The 15610-nt window shown below is 47.0% G+C and carries 13 protein-coding genes; 5 read left to right on the top strand and 8 right to left on the bottom strand.

The annotated features are described in order from the left end of the window. Positions 1-126: 126 nt before the first annotated feature. The 3 genes from G7083_RS10225 to G7083_RS15170 form a co-directional block, all read right to left on the bottom strand. The gene (locus G7083_RS10225) at positions 127-1206 is read right to left on the bottom strand and encodes a response regulator (RefSeq protein WP_166014673.1); all 1080 of its coding nucleotides are present in this window, start codon (positions 1204-1206) and stop codon (positions 127-129) included. Between the two features lie 205 nt (positions 1207-1411). Next, a complete protein-coding gene (locus G7083_RS15175; protein WP_277347130.1) occupies positions 1412-2347 on the bottom strand; it encodes an RNA-guided endonuclease TnpB family protein in 936 nt (311 codons plus the stop codon). Between the two features lie 18 nt (positions 2348-2365). Further along, positions 2366-2554, bottom strand: a complete 189-nt coding sequence (locus G7083_RS15170; RefSeq protein WP_240911905.1) for a helix-turn-helix domain-containing protein — start codon at positions 2552-2554, stop codon at positions 2366-2368. Positions 2555-2610: 56 nt separating this feature from the next. Between G7083_RS15170 and tnpA the strand changes: the two genes are divergently transcribed. Both tnpA and G7083_RS10210 read left to right on the top strand, forming a co-directional pair. Next, positions 2611-3039 carry an IS200/IS605 family transposase gene (tnpA, locus tag G7083_RS10215; protein WP_166014672.1) on the top strand — a complete coding sequence of 143 codons (429 nt, stop codon included), beginning with the start codon at positions 2611-2613 and terminating at the stop codon, positions 3037-3039. A 173-nt stretch (positions 3040-3212) separates the two neighbouring features. Further along, positions 3213-4088 carry a LysR family transcriptional regulator gene (locus tag G7083_RS10210; protein ID WP_166015039.1) on the top strand — a complete coding sequence of 292 codons (876 nt, stop codon included), beginning with the start codon at positions 3213-3215 and terminating at the stop codon, positions 4086-4088. 92 nt (positions 4089-4180) lie between these two features. Here the strand turns inward: G7083_RS10210 and G7083_RS10205 are convergent, their stop codons facing one another. The 3 genes from G7083_RS10205 to fadI are packed head-to-tail and all read right to left on the bottom strand — an operon-like array spanning position 4181 to position 8207. Next, positions 4181-4729 carry an NAD(P)H nitroreductase gene (locus G7083_RS10205; protein ID WP_166014671.1) on the bottom strand — a complete coding sequence of 183 codons (549 nt, stop codon included), beginning with the start codon at positions 4727-4729 and terminating at the stop codon, positions 4181-4183. A gap of 38 nt (positions 4730-4767) precedes the next feature. Then, a complete protein-coding gene (gene fadJ / locus G7083_RS10200) occupies positions 4768-6900 on the bottom strand; it encodes a fatty acid oxidation complex subunit alpha FadJ (RefSeq protein ID WP_166014670.1) in 2133 nt (710 codons plus the stop codon). After that, on the bottom strand, positions 6900-8207 hold the full coding sequence (gene fadI, locus G7083_RS10195; RefSeq protein WP_166014669.1) for an acetyl-CoA C-acyltransferase FadI: 1308 nt from the start codon (positions 8205-8207) through the stop codon (positions 6900-6902). The genes fadJ and fadI overlap by 1 nt, the downstream gene beginning before the upstream one ends. Positions 8208-8927: 720 nt before the next feature. On the opposite strand from fadI, the gene G7083_RS10190 reads away from it, so the two are divergent. The 3 genes from G7083_RS10190 (at position 8928) to cobO (ending at position 12483) form a co-directional block, all read left to right on the top strand. Then, positions 8928-10181: an outer membrane protein transport protein gene (locus G7083_RS10190; protein ID WP_166014668.1), complete on the top strand. Its 1254-nt coding sequence runs from the start codon at positions 8928-8930 to the stop codon at positions 10179-10181. A gap of 302 nt (positions 10182-10483) precedes the next feature. Next, positions 10484-11755 (top strand): outer membrane protein transport protein, encoded by a 1272-nt coding sequence (locus G7083_RS10185; RefSeq protein ID WP_166014667.1) that lies wholly within the window; start codon positions 10484-10486, stop codon positions 11753-11755. A gap of 122 nt (positions 11756-11877) precedes the next feature. Then, complete coding sequence (gene cobO, locus G7083_RS10180; RefSeq protein WP_166014666.1) at positions 11878-12483, top strand: cob(I)yrinic acid a,c-diamide adenosyltransferase; 606 nt, start codon at positions 11878-11880, stop codon at positions 12481-12483. A 177-nt stretch (positions 12484-12660) separates the two neighbouring features. Here the strand turns inward: cobO and G7083_RS10175 are convergent, their stop codons facing one another. Further along, positions 12661-14769 carry an AsmA family protein gene (locus G7083_RS10175; RefSeq protein ID WP_166014665.1) on the bottom strand — a complete coding sequence of 703 codons (2109 nt, stop codon included), beginning with the start codon at positions 14767-14769 and terminating at the stop codon, positions 12661-12663. 97 nt (positions 14770-14866) lie between these two features. Further along, positions 14867-15508, bottom strand: a complete 642-nt coding sequence (gene udk, locus G7083_RS10170) for a uridine kinase (RefSeq protein WP_166014664.1) — start codon at positions 15506-15508, stop codon at positions 14867-14869. Between the last annotated feature and the right edge of the window lie 102 nt (positions 15509-15610).

Here is a 15610-nt window from a genome sequence, read left to right as displayed (position 1 = left end):
ATCCAAGTCAAGATTGCGGGCAAAATGGGGATCAATAATGCGGCCATAAAACCGAAAAAATAATATATCCAAACGACTTGGTGTTGCATGTTGAGTTTCTCTTATGATACCTCAACATTTGGCGAATCAACCCCGCTGCAGATCCAAGCTCAGGCGATAGGCGCTCGGTTTATTGACTATGATTTGACCCGCTGACCCGATGGGTAAATCTTGGGTAATAAAGTTACGCAAACAGTTTTCACCAAGCGTAATCCCGCCATGAATAGACTGTGGTAACAAACCATTTGACCACTGGCAATCCAATCCGGCAGGCAACAGCGAGAGTTTACCCTCGGTTAAATCTGCCACACCAAACAATGCTGCCACCGGTCCAACATACTCGGCACAGCCAAGTCCTCGCTCGACAATTTCAGCCAGATCTTTGAGCTCAAGCCGAGCATTACCTAAATTGCGTATATAGTTATGAAACAGTACATAAAGCAGCAAAGTCGAAGCCGATCCCCGCTGCTGATGACTCGCCGCATCAACCGCATAAAAGGCAAACTGTCCATTATTAAGCCGCGCATAATCAAATACTAACGGCATAGATTCCGTCGACTGCAATAAGCGATAGCTGAATTTCCAAGCGCCGTGTTGGCCATCAGTCGCTGGCAGTAATGCCGCAAGCAACTGCTTCGCCGCCGCCGGATCCTGCTGCAAATATTGCAAATGCCAATGCAGCTCTTTTTGCTCATTGAGACCAGCTTGATCATCAACCGCAAACCAACTGGCATAGTCACATTCTTGGCTACGGCTGGCCAAGACATGCTCAATTGAACGGGTCAATTTATGATAGTCAACAATCGGCTTGGCTAAAAAATCTTTGATCCCAATACGCAGCGCCTTGGCTACATCCGACATCTCTTCGGTCGCAGAAACCACAATTAAAGGCAGTGACGGATAGATAAGGCTAACCTCTTCGACAAACTCCATGCCATTGAGGATCGGCATTGAGAGATCGCACAGTACCAGATCTGGTCGATTCTCACGCAGTTGGCGTAAGCCCTCTAAACCATTTTCAGCCTCTAGCACTTGATAAGCTTGACGCTCAAGAAAGTTTTTGATCATGCAGCGAAAAATCGGATCATCATCGACCAGTAAAATCAGTTTTTGAGGGCAAACTGGATTCTCTTCTCCACTACTCTCTGAGAAGTGAGATGGGTACATAAACTTCGACCTCACACTAAAACGAAGTGCACAAATTATCGCTAATTTATGACGAACGACAGCAATTATTGATTGATTTAAAAATAGCGCTGAAACCGGCTTTACACAAACCCTAGGGGCTAAATTTTCTTCTATCAGTGACTTCTCACTGCCTTATCAGGCGATGCTTCTTATTTCGTTAGCCGTTGCTCGATAGTATCGAGACTTACGCAGCTTCCATAAGCAGAAACGACCGTCCAGCCGCCTTTAATTCCAGAATGCCTTTATCACGGATATTAAGAGCAGCATTTAAGTCCCGATCTATATCTGTAGTGCCGCAAGACGGGCAATCCCATTTGCGAACCGATAAGGGCATTTCTTCCATTTTATGACCGCAGCAATGGCAGGTTTTAGAACTGGCGTACCACTGATCGAGCTTAACTAGATACTTACCTTGCTCTTTCAGTTTGTATTCCAGTTTCGCAACAAAGCTATGCCATGAGGCATCAGCAATATGTTTTGCTAGTTTGCGGTTTTTCATCATATTGGCTGATTTCAATGTCTCAACTATCACCGCTTGGTTTTCGTCAACGAGAGTTCGTGAGAGTTTGTGTTGAAAATCAGCGCGAGCATTCGCTACTTTTTCATGGCATTTAGCAACTAGTAGTCGAGCTTTCGCTCGATTGGTGCTGCCTTTTGCTTTTCTGGATAGCTGGCGCTGTTTACGTCTGAGGTTTTTCTCAGCACGTTTTACAAATCTTGGGTTGGCTGTCTTTCTGCCATTCGACTCAATGGCAAAGTGAGACAGACCTAGATCAATACCTGTTACCTTTCTCACTGTGTGAATCGGCGCTGGTGCTTCTACTCCATCATCAACAAGGATTGATGCGTAGAACTTACCTGTTTTGCTCAGGCTTACCGTAATGCTTTTAACTACACCCGCAATCTCTCGGTGAATGTTCGCCTCTACAGGTTTCATTTTAGGGAGCTTGATTGCACCATCTAGCACCTTTACACCGACACAGTGGTAGCTAGATTGCTTGCCATGTCTGCGTTTGAATTGCGGGTATTTGGCTTTTAACTTCGGATTAAAGAAGTTATCGAAGGCTTGATGAAGATTGATCACCGATTGCTGCAAAGCGATGGAATCATATTGCTTCAGCCAGTGGTATTTGCGGGATTACTTGGCAACGGCAAGCAGTGGTTTTATATCCTTTTTTGGATTCAGTGTGACACCATGTTTGCGGTACATATGAGACTTTAAATGCAGAGTTTTGTTATACGCAAAACGCACAGCACCAAATTGAGCCATTAAAAACTCAGCTTGTTCTTGCGTTGGGTAAATGCGTACTTTTGTTGCTCTTAACATTTCAGTGCTCACCTGTATAATGCCCATATATTCTTAAGTTAAATAGGTTTTGTAAAGTGAGTGTACTTAATAAAGAATTGTTAAGTGATTATCTTAGAAAACGTCACAGCGTAAGCAAGTTGGTTGTGCATTTAGTTTTCACGACAAAGTACAGACGCAAGTTACTTACTGGCGTGATGATCGAGCAATTAAGGGATGCGCTTGAGTCAGCTTGCGGAAAATTAGAGTGTGATTTAATTGAAATGGATGGTGAAGAAGATCATATTCATTTGCTTGTTGCGTACCCACCAAAGCTTTCGATCAGCGTAATGGTTAATAATCTTAAAGCTGTTTCATCACGAATGTTGAGATTGCAAAACACGCATTTAACAAGGCAAAGCAAGAGTGCTGCTTTATGGTCTAGATCTTACTTTGCTTGCAGTGCAGGCGGAGCCACCATTGACACACTCCGAGCTTATGTTGATAGCCAATCGAAACCAGATTAAAGTTCTTCGAACTTTACGCCTTATATCCCCGCCCTAGGATCAGGCGAGGGTTTACGGCGAAATTGCTAAATATATGGTTTTTACAAATCGTCACACAAGTTGACATGACGCAAATTTTCACCGCTTATATATGTATAGATTAGTCAGTATTGCAACATAATGTGTCAAAAATGATGAAACTAGATGACCTAAACCTGTTTCGGCTGGTAGTTGAACATGGCAGTTATACCTCAACCTTCAAGAAAACCATGATCCCCGTCGCCACCATTACTCGGCGTATTCAAGCGTTAGAGGAGTCACTGAATCTTAGGTTGCTCAATCGTCATGCGCGTAAGCTAACCCTGACTGAAGCGGGTGAGCGATTTTATAACGAATGCTCGCCGCTGCTTGCCCGCCTAGCCTCAATGGCCGAGGAGATCACCGATGATTGCCGTGGTGCCGCAGGACGCATTCGAATTTCCGCCCCGACCAATATCACTAAACGGATGATGATGCCGATCTTCAATGCCTTTATGGCACGCTATCCTGAAATTGATATCGAGTTGATGATGGATCACCAAGCAGATGAACTCGATCCCACTGAATGGGATGTCATTTTTCGGGTTGGCCCACAACGTGACTCCAGTCTGATTGCCCGCAAAATCGGTACGGTTAAAGATATTTTGGTCGCCAGTCCAGCTTACTTAGCCAACCATCCACAACCGATCCATGCCGAAGAGTTGCATCACCATCAACTGCTGAAAGGTTATCCATTACTCAAATGGCAACTGACCAATAGCCAAGGCGAAACCATCGTCAATGCCGATCATGGCCGTTTTCAAGCGAGCACACTGAATGTGGTACGCAGTGCATGTTCTGACGGTTTGGGGATCACGCTAATGCCTGATGTAATGCTGCATGAATTTTTAGATGACGGTAGCTTAGTGCAAGTGTTGACCGATTGGAGTGCCAACCCACGCGATATTTATATGTTGTATAACCACAAAGATCACCAGCCGGAGAAAGTGCGACTGTTGATTGATTTTGTGATTAGTTACCACTTGCAGTGAGTGAGACTCGGTTAATCCGTCACACAAAAAGGGCGTGACTGCCCTTTTTGTTTCTCTCAGCGAGATTTTCATCTCGTCGATCGCATCGCAAATTACAGGTACTCGACAAACTGAGCTAAGCGACGTTCTGGCACTCTCGCGGCCGTGGTGGCCGGGGTACCAAGATACAAAAAGCCCACGATCTGACTCTCACCTTGTACATTAAACGCGTGACGAACCACCGGATGGAACATCCAATGGCCTGAGCGCCAAATCCCTTGAAAGCCTTGTGCCACGGCGGCCATTTGCATTGCGTGTACCGCACAACCCGCCGATAAATGCTGCTCAAAAGCGGGGACTTTGTCACTGTGGGTAACATTGGCAATCACGGTGATCACCATCGGTGCCCGAAATGGAGCTTGTTGAGCTTTATTGATCAACGATTGATCACTGCCGTTAGCGATCTCGGCTTGCTCTAAAATTGCCGCCAGTTTTGCCAGCCCTTCTCCTTGCGCTACCACAAACCGCCATGGCGTTAATCCTCCATGATCTGGCGCACGCAAGCCCGCGTGTAAAATATTGTCTAATGCTTGCTGTTGTGGTGCAGGAGCCTCTAACTTGGCGATAGAGCGACGGTTGAGCAATAAGTCGAGTGCTTGCATATTCGATTCCTTATGACAGCTTGATGTTTAGTTCCGTCCTAGCATAGCGGATAGAATGTTTCGCCTAAGCCCGCTCTGGTCAGCAAACCATCGCAGGGGGCAAATCTTTCACCGTATTGTTCAGTCTGTTGATTCATCATTGCGACGACTTGAGCTAAACCCAGCGTGTCGAGATAACGAAATGGACCACCTAAGAACGGTGGAAAACCGATCCCAAAAATCGCCCCGATATCACCATCACGTGGATTGCGAATAATGCCCTCATCCAAACAACGTACCGCTTCGTTAAGCATTGGCAGCACACAGCGCAGCGCCAGCGCTTTATCATTCAGTTTCGATTCAGGGCGTAATTTCAGCAGTTGATAGACCGTTTTATCGACCCGTTTTTTATTAGCGCCTGAATAAAGATAGAAACCTTTACCACTTTTACGGCCTTTACGTTGCTGGTTAAGTAGTGCCGTAAACACCTCTGGCCCCTGAAAGCGTGGCCCCAACTCACTGACGAGGATCGGCATGATTTTCGCGCCAATATCGATCCCCACTTCATCAATTAATGCGAGCGGCCCCACCGGAAAACCAAAATCGAGCAGCGCACGATCAATCTTGTCAATTGGCTCACCAGTCAACAAAATTTGCGCCGCTTCATTGAGATAAGGCGCTAAAATTCGGTTGACGTAAAAACCGGCACGGTCTTGAACCACAATCGGCGTTTTACCCTGTTTCCGCGCGAAATCAACCACAGTCGCAATGGTTTGTGGTGAGGTATGCCGATGTGGGATCACCTCCACCAGCGGCATTTTTTCCACTGGGCTGAAATAATGCAAACCGACAATCTGCTCTGGGCGCGCAGCTTGGCTGGCGATTTGCTCAATCGGCAATGATGAGGTGTTGGTGGCAAAAATAGTGGTTGGTTTAGCATGGGCCTCAATCTCTGCCACCATCTGCTGTTTGAGTTTAAGATCTTCAAACACCGCTTCAATCACCACATCACAACGCTCAAAACCGACCCAGTCGGTTCCGCCCGTCAACTGTGCCATCCGTGCTTGTAACTGCGCCTGGCTTAATCGGTTACGCTGTTTTTGTTTATCAAATAATTGATAGTTGTAACGTAGGGCATGCAATACTCCATCATTGGTCACATCCTTAATCCGCACTGGCAGCTTAGCTTGCGCAAGTGTGACATGACTGATCCCTGCCCCCATCAAACCGCCGCCGAGTACCCCCACCGCACCAACTACCGCCGGCTCGGTACAAACGCCAAACTCTTTTTTCATCTCACTGGTGGCGAAGAAAATCGAGCGCAGCGCTTTTGATTGCGGACTCATCACCAACTCACCAAAACACTTAGCTTCGGCGGCTAAACCCGCTGGCATGCCGTGTTCCAGTCCAGACTCGATCACCGCTAAGATCGCCGGTATCGCCGGATAATTGCCACGCGTTTTGTGCGCGGTTTTACGGCGCGCTTGCTCAAACACCAGTTTGCGCCCTAAGCCAGTTTTAGCGAGCATTGTCTGCGGGAGCGATAATCGGCGCGGTGCACGCTTGTGATGCTGGTTCTGCTCTAATAGGCGCATAGCAACTTCAAGCAATACCGAATGTGGGACACAGGCATCCACCAAGCCGAGTTTTTTCGCTGACCGAGCACGCAGTGATTTACCGGTCAAGATTAGATCCAGTGCGGGTAATAACCCAATCAAGCGTGGTAGACGTTGCGTCCCGCCAGAGCCAGGTAGCAGCCCTAGCCTCACTTCAGGCAAACCAAGCTGAGTAATCGACTCCTCACTACATACTCGATAATCACACGCTAAAGCTAATTCCAAACCACCACCGAGGCACGGGCCATGAATCGCCGCCACCACCGGAAAAGGTAAATCGGCCAGTTGCTGAAAGATTTGCTGCCCTTGTAACGCTAGCTCCTGTGCTTGCTGCGCCGATTGGCAAGCCTGCAGCATGCGAATATCTGCGCCGGCCATGAAATTGTCCGGTTTTAACGAGTGAATGATCAGCCCTTTGATGGGCGCGGTGTGTTGTTGCAGTGCCGCAAACAGCGCTTGCATCTCTTCGGCAAACGCCACTTGCAAGGTGTTGATTTTTTCATCTGGCACATCAATCGCTAACCAAGCGTAATGCTGCGCATCGATCGAAAGCTGAAAGGCTTGCTTGGGTTTCATTATTCCACCTCCAGAATCATTGCCGCGCCTAACCCGCCGGCAGCACAAGCGGTATTTAGCCCTAAACCACCACCGCGGCGTTTTAATTCTTGTAGGGTTTGGGTGATCATCCGAGTACCGGTCGCCGCAAATGGGTGGCCATAAGCCAGTGAGCCTCCTAGGACATTAAATTGACTCATCTCGACTTCACCGATCGCCTGTGCTCGCCCAAGCTGCTGCTGCGCAAACTTATCACTGGCAAACATCTGCAGATTGACTAGCGTCTGCGCCGCAAATGCTTCGTGCATATCAATCAAGGTTAAATCACGTAACGTGATCCCTGCGCGATCCAGAGCCATCGGTGTGGCATAAGCAGGCCCCATCAGCATATCTTGCGCAACACTACTGGCGCTGAATGCGTAAGCGCGGATATAACCCATGATACCAATACCCAGCTCTTTGGCCCGACCTTCGCGCATCAGCATCACTGCCGCCGCACCATCGGTTAATGGGGTCGAGTTGGCCGCCGTCACTGAGCCATATTGGCGATCAAACACTGGGCGCAGCTTTGCATAGCTATCTAAGCTCGAATCAAAGCGAATATTGGTATCAGTATCTAGCCACTGTTGGTACGGCTCAGGAAAAGCGGTCATCACTTCAGCGCGTAGCTTACCTTCACGCCACGCTTGCGCCGCCAAACTATGCGAACGGTGCGCTAACGCATCTTGTTCAGCTCGGGAAATACGGTAACTTTTGGCCATTTGTTCTGCGGTTTGCCCCATGCTCAAACCGGTAGAGTACTCCGCCACCGCAGGAGGAACCGGCAGTGCATCACGCCAAGTGAGGCCACGCAGGGCCGTGACTTTTTGGCGTAGGGTTTTGGCTTTACTCAAAGCTAATAGCGCAGCGGCCATCGGTTTGGAAACTCCAATCGGCAGCACAGAGCAAGAATCCGCTCCACCGGCAATACCAATATCGATAGTGCCCGCCATAATGCTTTCTGCCACATTGACCACCGCTTGAAAACCGGTCGCACAAGCGCGAGTGACACTGTACGCATCGGTGTGAATCGACATGCCCGTACCGAGCACAATCTCGCGCGCAATATTGGGTGCTTCAGGCATCTGTACCACCTGACCAAACACCAGTTGTTCAATCAATTTAGGATCGAGCATAGTGCGCGTGATCAGCTCTTGGACCACCATTTTGCCCAGATCAACCGCGGCTAATTGGCTAAACTCGGAGCTTTGCCGCGTAAAAGGAGTGCGTAGCCCCGCGACTATCGCGATTCGCTCTCCACTACGGGTTTTGACTTGCTGTGTGCTCATCAGATGTCCTTCAAATAAGAAGTCGGATTAAACACATTGTAATAAAGATGTTAAACAGTGAACACTCGTTGTGTAAATAAGCGTGATTTAAACAAACTTTTAAACCGACTTTATAACCCCAAAGGTTCAGTGAAGAGGGTTGCTAGGATTTTGTTGCAGCAAAAAAAAACCACACAAAACTGTGTGGTTGGAATGGGTAAAGCAATTAACTTACGCCAATTGAAAAATCAGTTTCCTGATTAGGAGAAAGTAAAGTCAGCCTTCAAAAGGAAGTATCATCTTTGCTCAACAAAGTTAGTCGCAATGACTAACAAGATGACGAGGGTTACTATAACCACTTCAGGGCAAGATTTTTTGAATTAGATCAATTTTAAGGTGATTTATACCCGATCTAGTGCCACAAGGTACGATCTACGAGGGCGATAAGTCGGCATATTGTCACCGATCACGCCACTTTGTTATCCGAATTTTGCATACCAAGCACGCAATACCTCACCCCCTTGAATAAAACAAATAGAGTGAAAACTCTAACTTTTACCACTTTCACATCAATTACCGCCCAATCGCTACCATTTCAACAAATTTATCGCATAATTAGCCAATGGTCGGATTTGTATTTTTTATACTAGCGACTAGGATCAGCCACCACTGAGCCATAGCTGTCATCAGCCAATGCTCAAAAACGCCCATTAGAGGCGAAACAAAAAAGGAAAAGCCGAAATGAACACTATGCGTCTGTTTAAAAAATCCCTGCTTGCCGTTACGGTAACGCTCGCCACCCAACAAGCTTTTGCCGCGGGTTTCCAGCTTAACGCTCAATCCGCCACTGGTCTTGGCCGCGCTTTCGCTGGTGATGCGGTAATTGCCGATAACGCTTCAGTGATGTCGCGTAACCCAGCTGCGATGGCACTGTTTGATAAAACCTCGCTGTCACTGGGCTTTGAAACCATCACAACCATGATTGATGTAAAGGATGCCAAATATGGCACTCTGCAAGGAACACTGCCTGTCGCTGATACAGATGATGTAGGTAGTACTTCTGTTGCTCCTAATATCCATCTGATTGTTCCTGTTAATGACCAGTTTGCTTGGGGTGTTAACGCCTATTCAAACTTTGGTACAAAAACAGAATTCGCTGATAACTACCTAGCCTCAGAATATGGTGGTTTAACAGATGTAAAAAGCGCAAACTTCGGCCTTTCTGGTTCATACCGTATTAATGAACAGCTTAGTCTAGGTGCAGGCTTAGATCTTATCTACGGTCAGGGCACTATGAAACGAGTGGCCGGCGCGTCATTTGGACAGCTAAAGGGTGTGAGTTTAATTAATGTTGATAAAGCTGATGGCTGGGCAGTAGGCTTCAACCTAGGATCTGTCTACGAATTGGATGAAAATAACCGCTTTGGTTTGTCATACCGCTACAGCCCTGAATTTAAAGCGAAAGATGACTACGGCCAAGAAATTACTCTACCGTTACCAGACATCGCAGAATTTTCAGGTTTTCACAAAATCGAAAATACCCAGTTTGCTGTACATTATAGTGTTCAATGGATTGGCTGGAGCGCTTTCGACAAAATTGATTTTGAAAATCTAAGCGCTAGCCGCTCTCCAATTGGTGCTCAGCTGGCTGCTGGTGGTACATATTCTAAACAATACCAATGGCAAGATGGCTGGCACTACTCTATTGGTGGTACCTATTACCTGAACAGTGATTGGACCCTGCGTGCAGGTTATATGTATGACACCAGTGCCCAAGATTCTGTAACTTCAATTTCAGTACCAGATTCAGACCGCCAGTGGTTATCAGCAGGTTTTACTTACCAAGTCGATGCAAAATCAAATGTTGACTTTGGTTTTACTTATCTGATGGGTAAAGATGTACAGGTGAATGAATCTCTAACTGTTTCCTCTGTTACCGCAACAACTCATGCAGATGCAGTTCTTCTGGGCTTACAGTACAGCCGCACGTTCTAATTAAAACGTCAAAATATCGCATTGCTAAGGGGCTGATTTATCAGCCCCTTTCTTTTTCCTCTTCATTCGAATTGCCCAACATCAGCGTACAGTTGTGCGATTAACCACACATATAAACCTACATTTGTACGCTGAAAAACCAATAACCACATGATTACAATTAGAAATATAATCTGGAAAATTCATTTTTTTTAGATTAAAACTTCAAATCTATAACTTTCGTTGATTTGAAGTTTTAAAGCAATTGCTCTAGACGTAGACTTGCCGCAACAAAAACCAGCAAATTTCAGCGAACAATCCTAATGAAAACCAATAAGACTCTCCTCTCCTGTGCTGTGGCTTTCGGTTTAGCCAGTGTTTCTACTTTTACCCAAGCGGCAGGTTTCCAGCTTGCTGAGTATTCAGCAACGGGTCTTGGCCGTGCTTACGCCGGTGAAGCCGCGATGGCAGACAACGCCAGCGCACAATGGCGTAACCCAGCCATGTTAACTTACCTCAAAGGTACGCAAGTTTCAGCGGGTGCAATTTACGTAAACCCAAACGTTGATGTGGATGGAACCGTCAAGCATCAACTGCTTGGTCAAACCGCAGCTTCTTCAAACGATTTTGCCCACGATGCTGTGATTCCGAATTTCTACCTGTCACACCAGTTAAACGAACAAGTGGCACTGGGTTTTGCTCTTGGTACTAACTACGGTATGGAAACGGATCTAGGTACTGAGTTTGCAGCCTCTCACTTTGGTAACCAAGCGAGCGTGATCAGCAAAGAAGCCAACCTCAATATTGCTTACCAAATCTTGCCTCAACTGAGTATTGGTGGTGGTGTGCGTTATGTGATAGGTGAAGGTCATTTCGGTGCAACTGCGCCAACTAAGAACGCTTTAAAACTTCCTCAAGGCACGACTTTGAAATATATGGAAGGTAAAGATAACTCTTGGGGTTGGCAAGTAGGCAGTGCATGGCAAATCAATCAAGATCACCGCTTAGGTTTTGCTTATAAATCGGAAGTGATAATGGATTTTGAAGGCCATGCAGAAGGTATTAGCTATGGCACGAATAAGCCAGGCATGATGTCTCTGACTCTTCCGGCAACGGCTGAACTGGCAAGCTTCCACCAACTCAATGACCAATGGGCGATTCACGCTAGCATTAACTGGACAGATTGGAGTTCATTCAAAGAGTTGACGGCTGTGTTCCCAGAAAAATCTGACCTCATCAAATCAGAAAACTGGGAAGACAATTACCGCTTTGCTTTGGGCACAACGTATCAATACGATGCTAAACTCGCTCTGCGTGCGGGCGTCGCATACGACACATCAGCGGTAGACGATAAAAACCGCACAGCAACCATCCCAGAAACAGACCGTACTTGGGTAAGTGTCGGCGGTAGTTATGTTGCAACACCACAACTGACTCTCGATGCCGGTTTTACCTATATCTTTGCGAAAGATGCCACCATCAACGAACCTCGTGACGCTTCAGACCAAACTGCAGCCGCAATCGGTGGTGCATTTACAGGTAATGTATCAGGCAATGTATGGCTAATCGGTGTACAAGCGAACTACCGCTTCTAACCATTGCCACCTTTTATCAATGATAACCAAGGCCAGCACTGTATGCTGGCCTGATTATTTTGTTGGCCAGTAATTAATTGGGCTATGATAAAGACCGCTCCCCAATGGAAAAAGGATTGTGTATGTCAGGCGATGAGATCAAACAAGAGCGCCACCAAGCCCGCCAACAGAAGGTTAAACAGCAAGTCGATGCCAAAATCGCAGCCGCTCAGCAAGAAAAAGGCTTATTGCTGATCATCACCGGCAATGGTAAGGGCAAATCAACCTCCGGATTTGGCACCATTGCCCGCGCCGTCGGTCACGGTAAGCACTGCGCCGTCGCGCAATTTATTAAAGGCACTTGGGACAATGGCGAGCGTAATCTGTTAGAAAAGCTGGGCGTGGAATTCCAAGTGATGGCAACCGGCTTTACTTGGGATACTCAAAATCGCGCCAGTGATAGCGCAGCAGCACAGCAGGTATGGCAACACTGTAAACGGATGCTACAAGATCCAACACTTGATGTTGTGCTATTGGATGAACTGACTTATATGGTGAGCTACAGTTATATCGAGCTGGATGAGGTGCTGCAAGCTCTAGAGCAACGCCCTAGTATGCAATCGGTGATCATCACTGGACGCGGTGCACACCGCAGTTTAATTGAGCTGGCGGATACCGTTTCGGAAGTGAAAAACATTAAGCACGCCTTTGAAGCGGGTGTGAAAGCCCTTAAAGGGGTGGATTGGTAACGATAGCCTTGCTACTTGCAGTTTGTCGCAATTGGCGAAGCACAAATAAACTTAAGGGCTGAATATCAGCCCTTATTGAACACTCAATGATCTAACAAAGCGATGACCTGAGAAATGAATGATTTGAGAAATGCGATATACCCAAACAACTTGGCGTTGCAGGTAGGAAGGGTATCGCTATTTAAACAAGCCTTTCAGTAACCCATCGACCGCTTTTTTAGTCTGCTCATCTTTGATTTTATCGGTTAGCTTCTCAACCCCACGATCGACCTCTTTTTTGGCCTTTTGCTTCAGCACTTCATCAAATACCAGCCGGAATTTAGGCGCACTCCAAGTACCGGAAATATTGATTGGAATCGTCACATCTCGCAGCTCATCCAAACTCTTACCGCCTTGGCCTTCCAGCGTACCAACCACCGAGGTGCGCACTAAAAAATCAACCGTATGCTGCAAATAATTGGCCTGACCTTCACCATGAATACGCAGCAGTGGCGATTGCAGATTAAGATCTTTAGTGGTCACTAAGCCTTTATTTAAGGTTAGGGTGGTGGTCATGGCACTAAAATCGGTTTGCTTAACCGTATCCGCTTCCTCGACACTTTGGCCTTTGATTTTGGCATAGTTGGTACGAATAAGGTGTGCCACGTTAATCCCCTTCACCGCGCCATCGGCAAAGTTAATCGCCACCGTACCTTGTAGATTTTGCTGAATGCCGGTTGGGGTTAAACTTTGACCTTGCAGGTTAAGATCAATATTACCCGTGCCGGCCAGCATTTGATTATTCAGCACATCATTAAGGAGGGGTTGAACCTGTACTCCTTTGAGCTGTGACTGCAAGGTGTAATTTGCCGGAGTTTTACGCGTATCCAAGTGCGCCTTGGCTTGCAATGAACCTTGGTAAAGCTTGGCCGTCAACGATTGCAAATCCACCACGCCACGATTGAGTGCGAAATTGGCTTGCACGTTTTGCAGATGGGCATTACTGGCAGTGAATTTGTCGATGCGGATCTCACCCGCTACATCCAAAGTTTTCAAGGCGGATAAGTCCGGCTCTACTTCTCTAGGAGCATTTGCCACGCTAGCGGACGATGAGGATGGCGCCGCTTCCTTGGCCGGTGCAGATTGCGACTTTTGATCCTTCGTACCTAACAAGGCATCCACATCAAGCTCGGGACTGTGCACATTAAAGCGAACCTTCGGGATCTCGGTTAACGTTACATCGACTTTACCATCCAGACTCAACGCGTTAGCGGTCAATTTATTGAGCAGCACTCTGAGATGGTTTTGGGTCAAATCGAAAGCAATTTGCGAGTCTACACTTAACTTCATCGGGGATTGCGGTAACGCAGTTCCTTCCAATTCGACTTGCAGTTTCAGTGCCTCCAAACCGACTTTGCTGATCGCTTGATTGACCATCAGTGAGGCCGAACCTTGCGCATTAAGTTTGATGTCCGCCGCTTTACCCGCTACCGAGAAGCTCAAGGCATTGGCTTTATCAAACTCAAAGGTATCGAGTTTCAGTTTGGCAGAATCGATTTGGTTACTGGGATCACTAAAGCTGGCATCCAGATTAATATTGCGTAGCGCATACTGTTTAAAATCGGCGGCTAAACGCACTTCTGCTGCACCTTGCGCGGCAAGTTTCTGCTGATCTTTATCGCCTTTGGCAGCAAAGGTCACGCTAGTCCAACGCTCGGGAGCAAACTCGCTCACCGCTAATTGCACGTCATACAACTTGGTTTGGCTGCCAGCTTGGTGATCAACAATTTGCAGCAGCGCATTATGCACCGCAACGCCAGCCAAAGTCATATTCCATCCACTATTGGCAGATCCTGAACTTGCTTGCTCAGAAATAGCTTGAGGGGAGGCTTGAGTGGTCTTAGCTGATTGTAGCGCTTGAGTTACCAGATCAAGATTCGAGCGACCATCTTTGAGGGTTTCCAGATAGAACTCCGCTCCGTCTAAACGCAGTTGGCCAATATTAAGCTGTTTATCGAGCAGTGGCATCAGCTCAATCGCAATCCCTACGCTATCCACTTTAAACAAATTAGGCGCTTGGAAACCGGCTGGGTTTTTCAGCTCAGTATTGCCTAATTCAAAGCCGATCGATGGGTAAAATTGCCAGCCGATATCGCCTTCCATCACCAGATCTAATCCAGTCTGCTGCTTAGCTTGTTCGACAATCAGTGGTTTAAATTGATTGGGGTTGATCAATAAGACTAAGGCTAGCAGTGCAGCAACCAGCAGTACCACCACACCCAGCACGAAAAGAAAGAGTTTTTTCATCGGCATATCCTTGCTTGACGATAAAAAGAAAGTGGCACCTAACGTGCCACTTCTATTGGGAAAAATAAAGCAAACTGATGTAAAGCTGTGGTGAAAATTACGCTTTGAGCAGTTTGGCGATATGTGCTTTCAGCACATCAATCGCGATCCGGTTTTTACCCCCACGCGGCACAATAATGTCAGCGTACTGTTTCGATGGCTCAATAAATTGCATAAACATTGGGCGCACAGTCTGTTGGTACTGCTTGAGTACCGATTCCATCGTACGGCCACGCTCTTGCACATCACGCTTAACGCGGCGCAGTAAACAGATATCCAACGGGGTATCCATAAACACGGTCGCATGCATTAAGCTGCGCAGACGAGGGTCGGTCAGCAGCAAGATACCTTCCAAAATGATCACTTTTTTCGGGGTCATGGTGGTGGTGTTTGCGGTGCGGGTATGCTCAGTATAGCTGTATTCTGGCACTTCAACCGCTTCACCACGGGCCAGCATTTCTAAATGTTGGCACAGTAAATCGTGATCTAAAGCATTCGGATGGTCGTAGTTGGTTTTAACCCGCTCTTCCATGCTCAGATGACTCTGATCTTTGTAGTAGCAATCTTCCGTAATCACACCGATTTGATGGTCACCTACTTTGGCGCGCAGCTCGTTATAGATCGTGCTCGCAATGAGACTTTTACCAGAAGCAGAAGCGCCAGCAATACCGACGATGACACATTGATTATTTTCAGACATGGTTTTATGCACCCGAACATGGTTGTGAGGAATGAAGGTAAACCGCCTGATTATAGGGAAACTGTGACCTAGATACCAGTTTGCATTTGGCAAAAACCGACT

The sequence above is a fragment of the Vibrio sp. HDW18 genome, from assembly GCF_011306175.1.
GTDB classification, from domain to species: domain Bacteria; phylum Pseudomonadota; class Gammaproteobacteria; order Enterobacterales; family Vibrionaceae; genus Vibrio; species Vibrio chanodichtyis.
This window is presented reverse-complemented; position numbering and strand designations above follow the sequence as displayed.